Annotated in this window: 11 protein-coding genes; 7 read left to right on the plus strand and 4 right to left on the minus strand. The window is 70.5% G+C overall.

Translation table 11 applies throughout. The features are described from left to right. Positions 1-340 precede the first annotated feature (340 nt). From ABL844_RS10125 to ABL844_RS10140, 4 genes are all read left to right on the plus strand, one after another. On the plus strand, positions 341-5,524 hold the full coding sequence (locus ABL844_RS10125) for a trifunctional serine/threonine-protein kinase/ATP-binding protein/sensor histidine kinase (RefSeq protein ID WP_418131161.1): 5,184 nt from the start codon (positions 341-343) through the stop codon (positions 5,522-5,524). A gap of 40 nt (positions 5,525-5,564) precedes the next feature. Continuing rightward, on the plus strand, positions 5,565-6,212 hold the full coding sequence (locus tag ABL844_RS10130; RefSeq protein WP_184636022.1) for a response regulator transcription factor: 648 nt from the start codon (positions 5,565-5,567) through the stop codon (positions 6,210-6,212). Between the two features lie 137 nt (positions 6,213-6,349). Next, the gene (locus tag ABL844_RS10135) at positions 6,350-6,727 is read left to right on the plus strand and encodes a response regulator transcription factor (RefSeq protein ID WP_418131162.1); all 378 of its coding nucleotides are present in this window, start codon (positions 6,350-6,352) and stop codon (positions 6,725-6,727) included. A gap of 158 nt (positions 6,728-6,885) precedes the next feature. Continuing rightward, positions 6,886-7,956, plus strand: coding sequence for an ATP-binding protein (locus ABL844_RS10140; RefSeq protein WP_184636026.1), 1,071 nt, complete (start codon positions 6,886-6,888; stop codon positions 7,954-7,956). Between the two features lie 29 nt (positions 7,957-7,985). Here ABL844_RS10140 and ABL844_RS10145 read toward each other — a convergent pair whose 3' ends face one another. Beyond that, positions 7,986-9,278: an epoxide hydrolase family protein gene (locus tag ABL844_RS10145; RefSeq protein WP_418131163.1), complete on the minus strand. Its 1,293-nt coding sequence runs from the start codon at positions 9,276-9,278 to the stop codon at positions 7,986-7,988. Positions 9,279-9,543: 265 nt separating this feature from the next. Between ABL844_RS10145 and ABL844_RS10150 the strand changes: the two genes are divergently transcribed. Beyond that, on the plus strand, positions 9,544-12,405 hold the full coding sequence (locus ABL844_RS10150; protein ID WP_418131164.1) for an ATP-binding protein: 2,862 nt from the start codon (positions 9,544-9,546) through the stop codon (positions 12,403-12,405). A 128-nt stretch (positions 12,406-12,533) separates the two neighbouring features. Here the strand turns inward: ABL844_RS10150 and ABL844_RS10155 are convergent, their stop codons facing one another. From ABL844_RS10155 to ABL844_RS10165, 3 genes are all read right to left on the minus strand, one after another. Beyond that, positions 12,534-12,917, minus strand: coding sequence for a helicase SNF2 (locus tag ABL844_RS10155; protein ID WP_369658876.1), 384 nt, complete (start codon positions 12,915-12,917; stop codon positions 12,534-12,536). A 196-nt stretch (positions 12,918-13,113) separates the two neighbouring features. Then, positions 13,114-13,713, minus strand: coding sequence for a cytochrome P460 family protein (locus ABL844_RS10160; RefSeq protein WP_221297388.1), 600 nt, complete (start codon positions 13,711-13,713; stop codon positions 13,114-13,116). Between the two features lie 265 nt (positions 13,714-13,978). Beyond that, positions 13,979-16,123, minus strand: a complete 2,145-nt coding sequence (locus ABL844_RS10165; RefSeq protein WP_418131165.1) for a glycoside hydrolase family 3 N-terminal domain-containing protein — start codon at positions 16,121-16,123, stop codon at positions 13,979-13,981. A gap of 135 nt (positions 16,124-16,258) precedes the next feature. On the opposite strand from ABL844_RS10165, the gene ABL844_RS10170 reads away from it, so the two are divergent. Both ABL844_RS10170 and ABL844_RS10175 read left to right on the plus strand, forming a co-directional pair. Beyond that, a complete protein-coding gene (locus ABL844_RS10170; protein ID WP_369658873.1) occupies positions 16,259-17,554 on the plus strand; it encodes a glucoamylase family protein in 1,296 nt (431 codons plus the stop codon). After that, positions 17,551-18,939, plus strand: coding sequence for a glycoside hydrolase family 15 protein (locus tag ABL844_RS10175; RefSeq protein WP_418131166.1), 1,389 nt, complete (start codon positions 17,551-17,553; stop codon positions 18,937-18,939). Before ABL844_RS10170 ends, ABL844_RS10175 begins: the two co-directional genes overlap by 4 nt. The last annotated feature ends 1 nt before the right edge of the window (position 18,940 follow it).

Genomic DNA, 18,940 nt, shown 5'->3' on the forward strand with positions numbered 1-18,940 from the left:
GGATCGGCCCGGTGCCGACGGCGCTGAATCTATGGGCGATGCGGGGCAAGTACGGCCCGGTCTGTATGCCTCTGTGTCCGGGGCGCGTGCAGTGACATTACTTTTCAAGCCGGGTGGCCGGAACAGCGCCGGTACACCCCGGTTCGGGGCGGCGCATGCCCGCGCCTAACAACGCCTAACACCAGCCAACGCACGCAGCGCCAATCTCGCGACCGGCGAGGTTCCAATGGCATCCGCGCACGAATGCGCCCGAAGACGGGGAGAGAAAAACGAGCAATGGCGGGCTGTGCCCGCGCCCCACGCATTCCGCGGCCCGAGCGGCCGCAAGAGGCCCACATCCATGCAGCAACACCAGGAACTCAGCGGACCCGAAGAGGCGGACGCAGCCGTGCCGGACGCCCCCGTTGTCGCGCAGCACGGGGCCTCGTCGGTGCGGTACCGGGACTTTCGCGAACTCGGCGCGGGCACGCCGCGCCTGGAGCGCGCACGCGCGCACGGCGTGGCTTCTTCGCTCGTGGCCGGGCGCGGCCAGACCACGCCGGCCACCGCCGCGCTGCTTCAACGGGAGTACGCGCTGCGCCACATGCTTCGCGACGAATGGGCCGCCGTGCCGGTCGCGCTGGTGCCGCATGGCGAGAGCTTCCTGCTGATCCTGAAGGACCCCGGCGGCGAGCCGCTTCGCCGCGGTGGCGCTCCTTGCTCCGACGTGGGCGCCTTCCTCGCGCTCGCGCTGCGCCTCGCCACCGCCGTAGGCGCGATGCACGAGGCCGGCGTGCTGCATCGCGCGCTCACGCCCGATCGCATGCTGCTCGGCGACGACGGGCGGGCCTGTCTCACCGGCTTCGGCCAGGCCGCCGCCATCGGCGACGCTGACAGCAAGGCTGCGGGCGACGACCAGCTTTCCTGGGATGAGGACAGCTTCAACTACATGGCGCCGGAACTCGGCGCACGAATGAACCTGCGCGTGGATGCGCGCGCCGACCTCTACGCGCTCGGCTGCATCCTCTACGAGCTGATGACCGGCAGGCTTCCCTTCGAGGGCGCCGATGCCGCCGCGCGCGTGCACGCCCACGCGAGCCGGATCGCCCGCGCGCCCGCAGAGCTGGTGCCGCAGCTTCCGCCCCAGCTCTCGCTGCTGGTCATGAAGCTGCTGGAGAAGGCGCCCGAACACCGGTACACGGACGCCGCCGGCGTGCTGGCGGACCTGCGGCGCTGCGAGACCCTGCTGCGCCAGCACGGGCGCATTCCCCTGTTCGCGCTGGATGCCCATTCGGCCCTGCGCAAGCCCGGCGGCGCGGGCCTCGTGCTGGGACGCGACGCAGAACTGCAGGCACTGTTCGCGCTCTACCGCGAGGTCGCGGACAGCGCCCGCATGCGCGCGGCCTGGGTCTCGGGCCCCTCGGGCATCGGCAAGTCGACGCTGCTGCGCGAGGCCGTGGCGCGCATGCAGCGCTCGGGCGCACCGCTGCTGGCCGCGGCCAAGAGCGAGGAAGGGCGCCGCGGCAAGCCGTATGCGCTGCTGGTGGAGGTGCTCGATCCGCTGCTTCAGCACGTGGTCGGCTGCGCCAACGAGGAATTCGCGGTCTGGCGCAACCGCATCGCGGCCGCCGCGAAGCCGGTGGAGCGGACCCTGGCGGGCCTGCTGCCGGCGCTCGGCGTCATCCTCGGCCTGCAGTCCGGGCAGCCCGTGCCCGCCGCTCCGGAGGCGGCCCCCGCGCTCGAGCGCGAGCGCGTGCTGCAGGGCATGGCGCGGCTCATCGCCTGTTTCGCCGTGCCCGCGCGTCCGCTCGTGATGCTGCTCGACGACCTGCAATGGGCCGATGTCGAAACCCTGCAGGTGATCGAGCGACTTCTGCATCAGCACGACGATGCCGCGCTGCTGCTCGTCGGAACCTTCCGCGACAGCGGAGTGGATGCCGATCATCCGCTGCGCGCCGGCCGGCTCGCCGAGGTGCCGCAGGCCCTGCGCATCGAGCTCGGCCCGCTGGACGAGAACGCCTTGCGCGAGATGATCGCGCTCACGCTGCAGCAGGACGCGAGCGCCGTCGGCGAGCTCGCCGAGCTCATCGGCCGGAAGACGCAGCGCAATCCGCTCTTCGCCCGGCACCTTCTCCATCTGCTGGCCGACGACGGACTGCTCGCCTACGACGCCGAGACCGCCTCGTGGCGCTGGAGCCTCGAACAGCTCGCTTCCCACCCCGGTGCCGACACCGTCGGCGACCTGATGGCGCGCCGTTTCGAGCAACTGCCCGCGGCGGCGCAGGCCGTCCTGCGCGTGATGGCCTGCCTCGGCCACCGGAGCTCGGGCGATGCGCTCGCGCTCGCGATGGGCGTGCAGCCCGGCACCGAAGCGGCCAGGCGCCTGCAGGCGGCGCTCGACGATGCGCGCGAGGCAGGCAGCATCCAGCGCGACGGCGAGGACTGGGTCTTCTGGCATGACCGCATCCGCGAGGCCGCCTACGGCTCGATCCCGCCGGCGGAGCGGCCGCGCATGCACCTGCGGATCGTGCGGCGCCAGTTGCGGCAGGCGCCCGATCCCGCGCGGGTGTTCTCGCTCGCCGCGCAGGCCAGCCTTGCACGCCTGGCCGTCGAGGCACCGCAGGAGCGGCGCGAGTTCGCGCGGCTCAACCTGGAGGCCGGCCGCCAGGCGAAGGCCGCGACCGCCCACCATTCGGCACTCGGCTTCTTCCGCGCCGCGCTCGCCTTCCTCGGCGAGGACGACACCAGCGAGGACGGCCTGCATGCGCGCGCGCTCTGCGGCGAGGCCGAGTTCATGACCGGGGCGCTCGAGGCCGCCGAAGCCCGCCTGGCGGCCCTAGAGGAGATCGCGGGAGACGGCATCTTCGGCGCCGATCTGGCGCGCCTGCGCGCGGCGCTGTACACCACGCTCGGCAACTTCGACCGCGCGCTGGACGTGGGGCTGGCCTTCCTGCGCAAGTCGGGCATCGACATGCCGAGGCGGCCCGACGCCGCGGCCGTCGACCGGGAGCACGCGGTGCTGCAGGCATGGATCGACCAGCACGGCATCGGGGCGCTGCGCCGGCTGCCCGTCGTGGCCGACCCGCTGCGCCGGGCGATCACCGACATCTTCGCGGACCTCATCTCGCCGGCGCTCTACACCGACCAGGACCTGGTCGACCTGATCCTCTTGCGCATGATCGGCCTCAACATCGCGCAGGGCCATTCCGACGCGTCGGCTGACGGCTACGTCTGCATGACGCAGGTCTTCGGCGTGCGCTACGGCAACTACGCCGCCGCGCGGGAGTTCGGCGCGCTCGCGCTGCACCTGGTCGACGAGCGCGGGCTCGCCCAATACCGGGGCCGGGTCTACATGACCTTCGGCACCATGGTGGTCCCGTGGACGCAGCCGGCGCGCGCGGCGCGCGACTACATCCGGCGCGCCTACGACGTGGCGGTTGCGAGCGGCGACCACACCTTCGCGATCTACTGCGGGCGCAACCAGGCGACGGGAATGCTCTTCGCGGGCGAGTACCTCGGCGACGTGCGGGATACGGTCGAGCGCGGGCTGGCCGTTGCACGCGACGCGAATTTCCAGCTCGTGATCGAGGCGCTGCTGGCCCAGAAGGTGCTGCTGGCGCAGCTGCAGGACGGCACCGCCGGCGATGCCGACGAGCAGCCGAGCCCGCCGCGGGAAGGCCAACCCGCCACGCTCGTCGATTTCGCCTGCTGGGTCTACAGGCTGCAGGCGGCGTTCCTCGGCGGCAGGCTCGCCGAAGCGATCGAGGCGCGCCATCGGGCCGAGGCCTGCGCCTCGTCGGGCCGGACCTTCGCCGAGAGCGGCGACCTGCCGTTCTACGGTGCGCTGGCCTTGCTCGCGCTTCCCGCGCGCGATGCGTCCCAGCAGGCGGCGCTGCAGCGTGACGTGAAGCAGCTGCAGGCCTGGAGCCAGGCCTGCCCGGCCAACTTCCTGGCCCGCTTCCAGCTGGTGCGCGCGGAGATGTGCCGCATCGACGGCGATCCGCTCGCCGCCGTGCAGGCCTATGCGCGGGCGGTGTCGCACGCGCGGCGCCACGGCTTCACCCAGGTCGAGGCGCTGGCGGCCGAGCTTGCCGCGGCCTTCCATGCCGGACGCGGCGACGACCTGTCGGCGCACGGCAACCTGCGCCACGCACGCGGCGCATGGCAGCGCTGGGGCGCCACGGCCAAGGTGCGCCAGCTGCAGGCTTCGCACCCGGGTCTCTTCGAGATCGAGGACCCGGCGCCGAACACGCGGCGGATGCAGGGGCTCGATGCGCAGGCCGTCCTGCGCATCTCCACGGCGCTGGCCGGCGAGATCGTTCCGGTGCGGCTGGTCGAGACGCTGCTTCGCACCGCGCTCGAGAACGCCGGTGCGGAGTCCGGCACGCTGGCGCTATTCCGGCAGGAGGTGTGGCAGGTTCGTGCCCAGGCGCGGGTGCACGACGGCGCCGTCGTGCTCGCGCAGGAGGGCGTTGCCTTCGATGCCGGGGCACTGCCTGTCTCCATCGTCCAGGCGGTGGCGCGCACCCAGCAGCACATCGTGGTGGACGACGCGCGCGAGAGCGCCTCGCTTGCGCAGGACGACTACATCCGACGCCGGCGTCCGCGCTCGATCCTGTGCGTGCCGCTGATGCGCCACGCCATGCTCGTGGGCGTGCTCTATCTGGAGAACAACCTGGCCTCCCACGTGTTCACGCCCGCCAAGGCCGAGGTGCTGGAGGTGATCGCCTCGCAGGCGGCCTTCGCGCTGGAGAACGCGCGGCTGTACGAGGAACTGATCGACCAGAACCAGCAGCGCGCGCGGGCCGAGGAGCAACTGCGCAGCACGCTCACCGAGCTCGAGCGCGCGACCCGCCTGAAGGCGATGGGCGAGCTGGTGGCTTCCATCGTGCACGAGGTGGGCCAGCCGATCGCCGCGGTCGACACCTCGGCCAGCGCCGCGCTGCGCTGGCTGGACCGCAGCCCGCCCGACATCGGCGAGGCCCGCGAGATGCTCACGCACATCAGCAGGAGCGCGCTGCGCGCGCGCACCATCATCCAGGGCCTTCGCGCCAAGGCGCGCAACGCGGAGCCGCAGTTCGCCGCCTTCGATCTCGGCGAAGCCCTGAGCGAGGCGGCCACGCTGGTCGCCGGCGCGCTCGACACCATGGGCGTCACGCTGGAGACGAAGGGCCTGGAGGCACCGCTGGCCGTGCATGGCGACCGCGTGCAACTGCAGCAGGTGGCGGTCAACCTGCTGATGAACGGCGCCGAGTCGATGGCTGGCCTGCCGCCCGGCCCGCGGCCGCTGTCGATGGCCTGCGTGCACGACGGCGGGCATGTGAGCATCGTGGTGGAAGACGCCGGACCGGGCGTCGGCCCCGAGGCGGCGCAGCATCTGCTCAAGCCGCTGTTCACCACCAAGTCCAACGGCATGGGCATGGGGCTGGCGATCTGCAAGTCGATCCTCGACGCGCACGGCGGCACTCTGGAGCTGCAGCAGCGCGAGCCCACGGGCATGCGCGCCGTCTTCAGCCTGCCGCTTCCGGGTACCGGCCGCCGCTGAAAGGGCTGTCGCCCCGAAGCCTTCAACAACGTCTCTGTCCATGCCTCCTTCCGATCCGACTCCGGCAACTCCTCGCTGCGTGTTCATCGTCGATGACGACGAGCTCGTGCGCAATGCGCTGTGCAGCCTGCTGCGCTCCATCGACCTGGCGGTGCACGCCTTCGCCACGACCGAGGAGTTCCTCGCCGCGCCGCGCTCCGGCGGGCCCTCCTGCCTGGTGCTGGACGTGCGCCTGCGCGGCCAGAGCGGCCTGGCCTTCCAGCAGGCCCTGCTGGAGCGCGGCGAGCCCCACATGCCGATCGTGTTCATGACCGGCCACGGCGACATCGCCATGACCGTGAAGGCGATGAAGGCCGGGGCGGTGGACTTCCTGGCGAAGCCTTTCCGCGACCAGGACATGATCGACGCGGTCATCGCCGCGCTGGAGCGCGATGCGCGGCGCCTGGAGAGCGCGCGGCTGCTGCAGGCGGCGCGCGCCTGCTGGGATTCGCTCACGCCGCGCGAGTGCGAGGTGGTGCAGCACGTGGCCGGCGGCCTGATGAACAAGCAGATCGCCGATCGCATGGGCATCGCGGAGATCACGGCCAAGATCCACCGCGGCCAGGCGATGCGCAAGATGAACGTGCGCTCGGTCGCCGAGCTGGTGCGCAAGATGGAGGCGCTGGGTGTGGTGGAGGGCGCCTGCTGAGGCGAAGCCATACCTACGGATGATGGCGCCGCGCGCTGGCGCCGCTATCCTGCAATCCTGGGCAGGGGCGGGAATGTTCCTGCGCCTTCACCGGAAACCCCCGGGGTAGAGAACGGGCTTCCTCCTTGTCCTCCTCCTTGTCCTCTTCAGCCATCGAACTCGTTTCCATCGTCGACGACGATCCCTTCGTGCGTGCCGCGACGAGCAGTCTCGTGCGCTCGTTCGGATGGGAGGCCCGCGCGTTCGAGTCGGCCGTCGACTTCCTCGCCTCCGACGTTCCGGCGCGCACGCGCTGCCTCGTCTGCGACATCCAGATGCCGGCCATGGACGGCATCGCGCTGGTCGAATGCCTGGAGCGCGAAGGCCTGGGCGTGCCCGTCATCTTCATCAGCGCCTTCGCCAGCGCCCGCACGCGGGAGCGCGTGGAGGCCAGCCCCGCGCTCTGCCTGATCGAGAAGCCGATCGACGCCGCCGAGCTCGAGACCTGGATCGGCCGCGCGCTGGGCCGGGCCTGAAACTCCCCGCAAGGAGACGGATTTCGCGGCACCCCGGCGCATGACGGGGGCAAACCTTCGTAGGGGGGCGGCAAACGCTGATGCAATGGTCTGTGCGACCCCTCGCGTGATGTCATCACTCCCATGCCGGCACGTGCGCCGGCAGCAGGAGAAAACCAATGACGAAGAAGTCCCGCGCATCCATCAGTTCCTTCCATCCGCCGCGCGCATCCGCAGCGCCCGCCGGGGCCGTTTCGAGTTCCGGGCGTCCGGGCCGCCGGTCCCACGGCCTGGCCTTGATCGCGGCGCGCGCGCTCGCGGTGGCCACGCTCGGGCAGAACGTCCATGCCGCGACGCTGTCGCCCCTGACCTGCCCGCTCGACGACAGCCTGCGGTGGATCCTGTGCGTGTCGGTGCTCGTCGGCCTCATGCTGCTCGCCGTCTTCCTCTGGCTGGAGGCGATGGACCACCGCGCGGGCGCGGCACGCCTGGCTCGCACGCTGGAGCAGCAAGGCAGCGGCGCCGGCATGCCCGAGCTCGCCGAAAGCGGCCCGAGCGCCATCGTGCGGCTGGCACGCGCGATCAACAACGTCCGCCGCCGCCAGTCCGAGCGCGACGTGGCGCATCTCGACGTGCAGGCCGCCTATGCGCACGACCTGCGCACGCCGCTGACCCGCATGGGCCTGCGCTGCGAGATGCTGGAAGACGCCTCGCTGCGCGAAGCCATGGAACGCGATCTGGCGCAGATGCGCGAACTGGTCGAGGCCAGCGTGGCCAGCGCGCGGCTGCAGCGCAGCGTGGCCGAGCCGCTGCAGCGCGTCGATGCCGACGGCCTGCTCGGCAGCCTGATGCGCGACTACCGCGAGTCCGGCCGGGCGATCGCCGTCGACGGCCACATCGGGCAGCCGGTGATGGCCTGCCCGCTCGCGCTGCGCCGCGTGCTCGCCAACCTGATCGACAACGCGCTGCGCTACGGCAGCGACGTGCGGGTCAGCGCCCGCGTCGACGCCACGAGCCTGGTGCTGGCCGTGGTGGACTCGGGGCCGGGCATCCGGCCTGCGCAGATGGAGGCGGTTTTCGCGCCATGGGTCCGCGCGCAGCAGGGTGGCTCGGAGGCCAAGGCCGGCTCGGGCCTCGGCCTCGCGATCGCCAGGCGGCTGGCCCGGTCGATGCAGGGCGACCTGCAGCTGCAGAACCGCCGCTGCGGCGGGCTCGAGGCGCGGCTCACGCTGCCGCTCGTGGTCGCATGACAGGGGCGGCGGCGTGTGCTTCTACTGGCTCAGCGCAGCGACCTGAACGCCGCGCGCACTTCCTGGCTGAACAGCGCCGGCTGTTCCCACGCGGCGAAATGACCGCCCGTGTCGACCTCGTTCCAGTAGATCAGGTCGTGGTACGCGCGCTCGGCCCAGCTGCGCGGCGCCTGGTAGATCTCGCCGGGGAACACCGTCACCGCGGCCGGCAGCGAGATGTCGACGGCATTGAAGTTGTTCGAGTGGTCTTCCCAGTAGATCTGCGCGGCCGAGGTCGCGCTGTTGGTCAGCCAGTACAGCGAGATGTCGTCGAGCATCTCGTCGCGCGGCAGCACCCGTTCGGGCACGCCGCCCGAGTAGGTCCAGGTGGCGAACTTGTCGTAGATCCACGCGGCCTGGCCCACGGGCGAGTCGGCCAGCGCGTAGCCCAGCGTCTGCGGGCGCGTGACCATCATCGCGGAGTAGCCCGAGCTGTTTTTGTAGAAGGCGTCCAGCTTGTCGAAGGCCGCGCGCTCCTTGGGCGACAGCCCGGCGGGCGCGGGGCCGCCCGCCGCGAGGATCGATGCGATCTCGGCGGGCACGGTGCCCGGCATGTTGACGTGGATGGCCATGAGGCCCGGCACTTTCTGGATCGCCATGCGATGCGAGATGACCGAGCCGCAGTCGCCGCCCTGCGAGACGAACTGCCTGTAGCCCAGCCGCGCCATCAGCACGCCCCAGGCGCGCGCGATGTGGTCGGAGCCCCAGCCGGTGGCCTGCGGCTGGCCCGAGAAGCCGAAGCCCGGCAGCGAGGGCAGCACGAGGTGGAACGCATCCTCCGCGCGGCCACCGTGGGCAGTGGGATCGGTCAGCGGGCCCACGACCTTGAGCAGCTCGAAGATCGAGCCCGGCCAGCCGTGGGTCATGACCAGCGGCATCGCGTCGGCGTGCCGCGAGCGGATATGCGCGAACTGGATGTCGAGGCCGTCGATGGTGGTCACGAACTGCGGAATGGCGTTGAGCCGCGCCTCGCCCTTGCGCCAGTCGTAGTCGGTGGACCAGTGGCGCACCAGCGAGCGCAAGGTGGCGAGCCGCACGCCCTGCGAGTCGTCCGCGACGGTCTCGGCGCTCGGCCACCGCGTGGCGCCGAGCCGCCGGCGCAGATCGGCCAGCGCCTCGCGGTCGACGCTGATGCGAAACGGCCGTACCGAGGTGTCGTCCGGGCCGGAGGCCCCGGACGGCCGCAGCATGGCGAAGGCGCCGGTGGCTGCCGACGCCGCGCCGAAGGCGAGCGACGTGGCCAGGAGGTGGCGGCGCGAGAGGGATGGATGGAGGCTGTTCATGCAGGCATCTCTGTGAAGTTGAAACGCCTCCATTGAAGTGGGCGGATGTATCCCGCGTGTGTGAAGAAAGGGCTGAATCGCATGCGCAGGTACCTCGGGGGCGGACCGACACACGGTCATACAAATCGGCACGCCGCGACCCTCGGTTATGCTCCGTCCGCCCGCGCTGCCGAGGCGGCCGGCGGGTCCGCCGGGCCGATCGGATCGACCGCGTGCGGCCTGGCAATCCGCCGCGTGCGCGGCACGCCGCAGTTCCCCCATCTCCATGAGCGACGACAACTCCTTCAAGACCGCCGGTCCCGTCTCCTTCGGCCCGTTCACCCTGCGCGTCGCGCAGCGGCTGCTGGAGCGCGAGGGGGTGCCGGTGGATCTGGGTGGACGGGCGATGGATGTGCTCCTCGCGCTGGTCGCCAACGCCAACACCATCGTGAGCAAGCGGGAGCTCATGGCGCTGGCCTGGCCCGGCATGGTGGTTTCGGACGGCAGCCTGCGCTACCAGATCGCGATGCTGAGGCAGGCACTCGGCGACGGGCAGGACGGCGCACGGTACCTGTCGAACGTCGTCGGCCGCGGCTACTGTTTCGTGGCCCGCATCACGCCGGCGGAGGCTGCCATCGAAGTGCAGCCCGAGGCCGAGGCAAGCTCCGTCGAGCCCGGCCTTCCCGCGCAGCCGGTGGAGCTGGTCGGCCGCGCGAAGGACCTGGCCGCGATCACGGCCCAGCTGGCCCGCACGAGGTTCGTCACCATCGTGGGCTCGGGCGGCGTGGGCAAGACCAGCGTCGCGGTCCGCACCGGGCAGGACATGCTCGGCGAGTTCGGCGGGGCCGTGGTGTTCGTCGATCTTTCGATGCTGCTGGACCCCGGCCTGGTGCCCAGCGCCATCGCATCGATGCTGGGGCTGTCGGTGCGCTCCGCCGACCCGGTGCCCAGCCTTATCGCCTACCTGCGCGAAAGGCGCATGCTGCTGATACTGGACAACTGCGAGCACGTGATCGCTGCGGCCGCCTCGCTGGCCGAGCGCATCTTCCAGGCGGCGCCGCGCATCCACATTCTTGCAACGAGCCGCGAGGCGCTGCGCGTGCAGGGGGAGCACATCCACCTGCTCGATCCGCTGGACAACCCGCCCGACCAGCCCGGGCTCGTCGCGCGCGACATCCTCATGTATCCCGCCACGCGCCTGTTCGTCGACCGGGCCGGCGCGAGCGGCGCGATGCCCGACCTGAACGACGAGGACGCGCCCGTCATCGCGAGCATCTGCAGGAAGCTCGATGGCGTCGCGCTCGCCATCGAACTCGCGGCGCGGCGCGTTGCCGCCTACGGGCTTCAGCAGACGGCCGCGCTGCTCGACGAGCGCCTGGCGCTTTCGTGGCTGGGGCAGCGCACGGCGCAGCCGCGGCACCAGACGCTGCAGGCCACCCTGGACTGGAGCTACGAACTGCTCGACATGCCGGAGCGCCTGGTGCTGTGCCGGCTGTCGGTCTTCGTGGGCCACTTCTCGCTGGAGGCCGCTCGCGAAGTGGCAGCGGACCAGGAGCTGACGCAGGCGCAGGTGGTCGACGCGGTCGCGAGCCTCGCGGAGAAATCTCTGCTCTCCCTCCGGCGCTCCGGCGCCTCGACCCAGTACCGGCTGCTCGAAAGCACCCGCGCGTACGCGCATTCGAAGGCCGGCGCCGATCTGGCCGACTCGGCGGCGCGGCGCCACGCCATCTACTTCCGCAAGCGGCTGGAGCAGATGGCCGCGCAGGACGACGCCTTCTCGCGCGACACTGCCCGCGCGTCGGACCTTGCGGACCTGGGCAACGTGAGGGCTGCGCTCGCCTGGTGCTTCGATCGCGCCGATGCCAGGGAGCTGGGCGTTTCCCTGATGCTGGCGGCCGTGCCGGCCTTCATGGCGATGTCGCTGCTGGCGGAGTGCCACGACTGGTCGAAGCGTGCGCTCGCCGGGCTGGGCTCGGCTTCCGCTGGCAGCGCCGCAGAGATGCATCTGCAGGCGGCCGTCGGCCTCTCGCAGATGTTCACGCGTGGCCACAGCGACGAGGTGCGCCATGCGCTCGAACGCAGCCTGCGGGTGGCCGAGGAGCTCGGCGATTCCCGCAGCCAGGTCGAGCTGCTGGGGCGGCTGCAGATATTCCACGAGCGCATCGGCGACTTCGTCGAATCTCTCAGCCATGCCAGGCGCTGCGCCGACGTGGCCGCGTCCATCGACGATGCGACGGCGCAGGCGACCGCCAATTCGCTGGTGGGCCTGTGCCACCACCTGGTGGGCGACCAGCCTCGCGCGCGGCATTTCCTGGAGGCCGCGATCGCCGGTGCCTCGGTGTCGCGGCAGCGCAGCAGCATCCACGCCGGCTTCGATTTCCACAACCGCGCATGCATCGCGCTGGCCAGGACCCTGTGGCTGCAGGGCCATCCCACGCAGGCCGTGGTCGTCGCCCAGCGTGCGGTCGAGGAGGCCAGGCACCTGAACCACCCGGTGACGCTGTGCATCGCCCTGATATGGGCCGTGTCGGTCTACATGTGGGTCGGCGACCTCGCGCGGGCCGAGCAGGACATCGACCGCTTCATCGCCTATGCGGAATCGCATTCCCTGACGCCCTACCTGGCAGTGGGCCGCGGCGTGAAGGGCGAACTCGCGGTGAAGCGCGGCGATGCAGCAAGGGGCGTGCAGGCGATCCAGGAATCGCTGATCGAGCTGCGCGCGTCACGCTACGAGTTGCTCACCACCTCGTTCAACATCACGCTCGCCGAAGGCCTGAACGCCATCGGCAGGAACGGCGAGGCGCTGGAGCTGATGAACGACACGCTCGCGCTGGTGCATGCCAAGGGAGACCTCTACAACCTTCCGGAACTTCTTCGCGTGAAGGCGCGGGCTTTCTCGGGTGCTGTGCCGCCGGACATGGCGAGCGCCGAAGAATCGCTGCTCGAAGCGCTGGCTGCCAGCAGGCAGCAAGGGGCACGCTCGTGGGAGCTGCGTGTGGCAATGGACCTGGCTCGCCTCCGGGAAAAAGCCGGGCGCGGGCGGGAGGGAAGGGAACTGCTGGCCGGCGTGCTCGCCCACTACACGGAGGGCTTCGAAACCGCGGATCTGCAGGAAGCCGAGCGGCTGCTCGACGGATCGATGGACTAGGGCAGGCGCGGCCACGCCGCGCGCTTCCTCGATGGGAAGCGGGCGGCGGGCTGCTGCCGGGAAAAGATCATCGAGATTTCCCGGCGTCGGGAACGATGGAAGCGGATGCGATGCGCATCGATGGCCGCTTACAGCGTTCCCTCGGTCACGCCGTGGGCCGCCGTTGCGCGTGCCTGCGCGCGCACCGTCGAACGATCGAGCGTGCTGGTGAACGCCTGCGGCACGCCGGCGTCGGCACCGTCCGCATAGAGGTTGCCGGCGCGGGCGGCCGCCACGGCTTCGGCACGGGTGTCCGAGCGCTTGGCCAGGGTGGGCAGCGCGGGAGCGACGTCCGCCGAGGCGCCTTCGCGATAGGGGTCTGCGCTGTGCGAGGCGACGACGGCCTCGGCCCGGACGCCGGCGCGGCTTGCGCTGGAGTGGAACTGCAGCACGCCCTGGTATTCCTCGGCGCTCGCGCCCAAGGCGAACAACGAAGAGACGGCTGCGGCGGCGAGGAGGACGGAAGCTTTCATGATGAATCCTTTCGGTTGGGTGATGACAATTGGCAATAGGGTTTGCAAGAGGGTTTGTCAGCCGGATCGCATGTGCTTTTCCGAACTGATGGAGAGATTGTTCGGCGCATGAGGCGGCTCGTGAGCGGTTTGCGTATGCCTCTGTATCCGGGCCGTATCCGCCAACAATAAATTTCAAAACGACCCGTGCGGCCTCTCAGGGCGCGAGCCGCGTGAACACGTAGTCGTGGTTCTTCACCAGCGACTGGTGGCAGGCGAAGCAGGTCTGGTGCTGCGCCAGGTCCGCGGGCTTGCCGTCGATGAAGCGGCCGAAGCCCCAGCCGCCGGTGGCGGCGTATTTCTTCGAGTCCTTCACCATCACCTGCACGGTGGTGGCCGCGCCAGGAATGGAGGCGGGCGCGAACTCGGGCGACTGCACGTGTTTCCATGCCAGCTTGACGAGCACGGTCCCGTCGGGAAAGGGCAGCGTGCCCTGGTCGTAGGCCTTGATCGCCTTGGTGTTGCCGAGCACGACGCGCAGTTCGTTCAGCGGCTCGGCCTCGATGGCGGGCGCGATCAGCTGCCACTGCCGGTAGCCCTTGGGCAGCGTGACGCCATAGATCGGCGATGCCTGCGGGTCCGGCGCGGCAGCGCGGGTCTCCTTCGCCGCAATGGGAGCGACCGCGAAGGTGGCCAGGGCGGCTGCGAGCGCGAGAACGCCTGCGCCGGCGAACTTCGCCGGAGCGCCTTTGAGGGAAAGGGGAAATGCCTTCGCCGCATTCGTGCTGGAAGGCTGGTGCGTGTGGAGGTTGTTCATGGGTGGACTGTGCTGTTGGACAAGAAAATGCCCACGACACGCGGGACCGCGCCCCGGGGCGCGCCGATGGTCCGCCGCCTTCTTCCCTGTCTCCGCACACTGCGTATGCGCGTGTATCGCGCTTCGCCGGTCCACACACTACGTTACCGGGGCGTACTGTCGTGCTCGTGGGCCCGCACACCCGCGGCGGCCTGCCGTGCATCGTCGAGCACGCGCGGTGAAGTCCTGCACGAAGGCGCAGGCGTGAAGGCGGACCGGGCCCGGGTCAGTACAGCTCGATGGTCTGGCGCAGCAGCCCCGATGCATCGGCGCTCGGCCCGACGAGGATATCGACCTCGCCAGCCTCGAACAGGGGCTGCAGGTCCGGACCGGGATAGCGCAGTTCGGCCGTCGGCAACTCCAGTTTCACGGAGCCGGTTTCGCCGGGCGCCAGCCGCAGCTTCGCGTAGCCCTTGAGCTCCAGCAGCGGCCGGGTGACCCGGCTCACCTTGCGGCGGGCGAACAGGAAGACCGTCTCCTCGGCCTCGCGCGCGCCGGTGTTGCGCAGCCCGATGCTGATCTTCAGCGTGTCCTGCTCGCTCACCCGCTTCTGTTCGACCTGCAATTCCTCATAGCCGAACTTGCCGTAGCTCAGGCCGTGGCCGAAGGCATAGAGCGGCGAGTTGTCGATGTCCTGGTACTTGCTCGTGAAGTAGTCGGCGGGGTTCATCGGCCGGCCGGAAGGGCGCTGGCCGAAGAAGACCGGCACCTGCCCGACGGCGCGCGGCCAGCTCATCGGCGTGCGGCCGCCGGGGCTTGCCTGGCCCGTGACCACGTCGGCGATCGCATTGCCGGCTTCGACGCCGAGGAACCATGCGGCCAGCAGTGCATCGGCGTGCCCGGCCAGCCAGGGAACGACGAGCGGACGGCCCGAGAACAGGATCGCGATGACGGGGATGCCCAGCTTCTTCGCGCGGGCCATCACCGCTTCGGCCAGCGCCTGCTGCCGGCCGGCGAGAGCGGGCGTGGCGCGGCTGGCCGCTTCGCCACTCATCGTGGCGCGTTCGCCCAGGCACAGCAGCACGGCGTCGGCGCCGTCGCACAGCGCGACGGCAGCGTCGATGCCGCTGTCGTCGTCGCTCTCGATGGCGACGCCCGGCGCGTGGCGTATCTCGGCCTGCGGCAGCGCGGCGCGAAGGCCGCCCAGCACGGTGACCGCCGGCTCGTGTTCGCCGGCGCCCCACCACGGGCCTTTCATCTCGGTGCTGGCGTCGGCAAGAGGGCCGATGACGCACAGCGTCTTCGCCGAAGCAGCCAAGGGCAGGGTGTCGCGCTCGTTCCTGAGCATGACGATGGCCTTGCGCGCTGCGTCGCGCGCTATCGCTCGCCGTTCGGCGACAGCCTGCGTGGACTCCGGTGTCGCTCCACGGCGGTAGGGGTCGTCGAACAGGCCGAGCTGCTCCTTCAGCCGCAGCACGCGTCGCACGCTCGCGTCGATCTCCTCGATGGTCACGCGCCCCTGTTCGAGCGCTACCGGCAGGCCCTTGCGGTACGCGTCGGCCATCATGTCGATGTCGACACCGGCCTTCAGCGCCAGCACCGCCGCATCGACCAGATCGGCGGCGACGCCGTGCTTGATGAGTTCCGCGATCGCGTTGTAGTCGCTGACGATCACGCCCTCGAAGCCCATCTCGCCGCGCAGCCAGTCGCGCAGCAGGGGGACGTGCGCCGTCATCGGCACGCCGTTGAGATCGGTGAAGGCGGGCATCAGCGTCGCGACGCCGGCGCGCACGGCGGCCGCGAAGCCCGGCAGGTGCACTTCGTGCAGGGTGCGCTCGGAGATGTCGACGGCGGCGTACTCCCGCCCCGCGTTGACGCCGCCGTATGCGACGAAATGCTTCGCGCAGGCGGCCAGTGTTTCGGCCGACGACAGGTCGGTGCCCTGGAAACCGCGAACCTTTGCCTGCGCGATGCGCGCGTTGAGCCAGGGGTCTTCGCCCGGGCCTTCGGCGGTGCGGCCCCAGCGCGGATCGCGCGACACGTCGAGCATCGGCGCGAAGGTCATCGCCAGGCCGTCGGCGGCGCCTTCGCGCGCCGCCTCGCGCGCCGTGCGCTCCCAGAGTTCGTCGTCGAAGGCGCCCGCCTCCGCGAGCGGAATCGGGAAGAGCGTCCGGTGGCCATGGATGATGTCCAGGCCGATCAGCAGCGGAATGCCCAGCCGCGACTTCTCGACGGCCAGCCGCTGCATCTCGTGCGTGGGGCCGGCCCCGACCATGTTCAGCAGGTTGCCGACGGTGCCGTCGATGATCGACTGCGTGGAGTCTCCTGCGAGCACCGGTCCGGTGACCGTGTAGCTGGAGGCGGTCATCGTGAGCTGGCCGAGCTTTTCGGCAAGCGTCATCCGGGCCATGAGGGAATCGATGCGGCTCATCAGGGATTTCGAATAGAACCCAGGGGCCTCAATGATGGCATGCTGCGGGGCAGGGCCATCGGCCATGTGGTGTGGTCGATGATTCGGTGAAACCAAACGTCACACCGAAGACGACAACGACGAAAGGATCCGTTCGTGTTGAAGGATGAGAGAACCCCGAAGGAACTGGCTGCGCTGCCCGACGAGGCCTTGATCGAGGCCGTGCAGCGGCAGACCTTCCGCTATTTCTGGGACGGTGCCGACGCCGCCAGCGGCCTTGCGCTCGACCGCCGCACGCTGGTCGCCGCCACGGGCGAGGACCTGGCCGACGAGCGCGTCGCGATCGGCGGCACGGGCTTCGGCATCATGGGGCTGATCGTCGCGGTGGAGCGCGGCTGGGTCTCGCGCGACGCGGCGCTGGAGCGGCTGGGCCGCATGCGAGACGCGCTCCTGCGCGCCAGGCGCTATCACGGCACCTTCCCGCACTTCATGGACGGGGCGAGCGGCGAGACGATCCCGATGAGCCCGAAGGACGACGCGGGCGACCTGGTCGAGACCTCGTTTCTCTGCATGGGCCTGCTCTGCGCGCGCCAGTATTTCAACGACGACACGGCCATGGCGCGCCGTCTTCGCGCCGACTTCGACATGCTCTGGCACGAGGTCGAGTGGGACTGGTTCACCCAGGGCGGACGGGACGTGCTTTACTGGCACTGGAGCCCGAACCACGGCTGGGCAATGAACCACGAGGTGCACGGCTGGAACGAGTGCCTCATCACCTATTTCATGGCCGCGGCGGCGCCGCGCCACGCGATCGATCCGCGGGTCTACCACCGCGGCTTCGCTTCGGGGCCCGACTTCCTCAACGGCCGCTCGTACCACGGCATCGAGCTGCCGCTGGGCCCGCCGAACGGCGGCCCGCTGTTCTTCGCGCACTACTCGTTCTGCGGTCTGGATCCACATGGCCTGAAGGACCGCTACGCCGACTACTGGAGCCTCAACACCCGCCATGTGCAGGTCAACCGCGCGCACTGCATCGCCAACCCCCGGGGCTTCGCGGGCTACGGCGAGTCGTGCTGGGGCCTGACCGCCAGCGACGACCCCGACGGCTACCTCGCGCATGACCCGAACAACGACAACGGCACCATCTCGCCGACGGCGGCGCTGGCCAGCCTGCCATATGCACCGGCCGAGGTGATGCGGGTGTTGCGGCACTTCCTCGACGTGCACGGCACGCGCGTTTGGCGGGACTACGGCTTCATCGATGCGTTCTGCGAGTCGCGCGGCTGGTTCGCCGACACCTTCCTGGCCATCGACCAGGGCCCCATCGTCGTGATGATGGAGAACCATCGCACGGGCCTGCTGTGGAAGCTGTTCATGAGCGCGCCGGAGGTGCAGGCCGGGCTGCGGCGGCTGGACTTCAGCAGTCCGCATCTGGGGGCGTCCGCGTCGTGAGTCCTGGCGCGGCGAATCGAAAAGACCCGGGCTTCGAGTCCTGGCTCGAAGGGCAGCTGCGCCATTCGGCGGGCGCGATGCTGTCGAGCATCTCGCCGGTGTCGATCGTCAAGCATCGCCCGGGCTTCGGGCAGACCGTGCGGCCGGTCGCCGGCGCCATCGTCGCCTCGCCGGTGCTCGGCGACTACAACCCCGACCCGGACTACTTCTTCCATTGGTTCCGCGATTCGGCCGTCGTCATCGACGCGTTGCGGCTGCTCTACATCGGCGGACACATCGGCGCCGAGGCACTGCGGCATCTGCGCGACTTCACCCGCTTCAGCCTTGCCCTGAACGGGCTCGACGGCCGGGCGATTGCCGCCGTGCCGGACCGCAGGGCGCGCGTGGCTCCCGGGCTGCTGCAGTACCTGCGCGAGGACCATGACCTGGCAAGCGTCCACGGCGACGCGGTCGTCGCCGAGACGCGGGTGAACCCCAACGGCACGCTGGACATCCTGCGCTGGGCGCGACCCCAGCACGACGGACCGCCGCTGCGCGCGCTGGCGCTGCTGCGCTGGGTGGCCGGTGGGCATCTCGACGATGCGGACCTGCTGGCCGAGGTCGCGTCGCTGATCCGCTTCGACCTCGAGTTCACGCTGCGCCACTGGCGCGAGCCGTCGTTCGACATCTGGGAGGAGGAGAGCGGCCATCACTACTACACGTTGCGTGTCTCGGCGGCGGCACTGGCCGAAGGCGCGGCATGGCTGGACGGCCTGGGGGAGACGGCTCAGGCATTGCACTGCAGTGAAGAATCGCAGGCCGTGCTGCGGCTGCTCGACGGCTATCGGGTCGATGACCGCGACGCGACGCATGGCTACTACCGTTCGCGCGTGCTGGCGGACGGCGGGCCCGGCCCGAAGGCGCTGGACATCGCGGTGATCCTCTCGGCGATCCACTGCGCCGGCACCGGGGCCATGCACGGCCCGGCCGATCCGTGCATGCAGGCCACGCTGGCGCGGCTCGACGCGCTGTTCGACGCGGCCTATCCGATCAACCATGGCCGCTCCTCGGACCGTGGCGCCGCGATGGGCAGGTATGCCGGCGATGTGTACTGCTCAGGTGGCGCGTATTACTTCTCGACGCTCGGCGCCGCCGAGTTCTGTTTCCGCGCCGCGGCGGCGCATGGCGGCGACGAGCACCGGCGCGACCAGTGGATCGGGCGCGGCGACGCCTATCTCGCCACCGTGCGCGCCTACACGCCGGCGAGCGGCGATCTGTCCGAGCAGTTCGACCAGCGCAGCGGCGAGCAGACTTCGGCGAAGCAGCTGGCCTGGAGCCACGCCGCGTTCATCTCGTGCGTGTCGGCGCGCCGCGCCGCGCTCGCCGCTTCCGGGCAGCCGCGCTGAC

Origin of the sequence: Variovorax sp. 278MFTsu5.1 (assembly GCF_048305045.1) — a bacterium.
Lineage (GTDB): Bacteria > Pseudomonadota > Gammaproteobacteria > Burkholderiales > Burkholderiaceae_C > Variovorax > Variovorax guangxiensis.

Coding starts and splice junctions, on each gene's coding strand:
- ABL844_RS10125 (WP_418131161.1), top strand. CDS start 341: ATGCAGCAACACCAGGAACTCAGCGGACCCGAAGAGGCGGACGCAGCC.
- ABL844_RS10130 (WP_184636022.1), top strand. CDS start 5,565: ATGCCTCCTTCCGATCCGACTCCGGCAACTCCTCGCTGCGTGTTCATC.
- ABL844_RS10140 (WP_184636026.1), top strand. CDS start 6,886: ATGACGAAGAAGTCCCGCGCATCCATCAGTTCCTTCCATCCGCCGCGC.
- ABL844_RS10145 (WP_418131163.1), bottom strand. CDS start 9,278: ATGAACAGCCTCCATCCATCCCTCTCGCGCCGCCACCTCCTGGCCACG.
- ABL844_RS10150 (WP_418131164.1), top strand. CDS start 9,544: ATGAGCGACGACAACTCCTTCAAGACCGCCGGTCCCGTCTCCTTCGGC.
- ABL844_RS10155 (WP_369658876.1), bottom strand. CDS start 12,917: ATGAAAGCTTCCGTCCTCCTCGCCGCCGCAGCCGTCTCTTCGTTGTTC.
- ABL844_RS10160 (WP_221297388.1), bottom strand. CDS start 13,713: ATGAACAACCTCCACACGCACCAGCCTTCCAGCACGAATGCGGCGAAG.
- ABL844_RS10165 (WP_418131165.1), bottom strand. CDS start 16,123: ATGAGCCGCATCGATTCCCTCATGGCCCGGATGACGCTTGCCGAAAAG.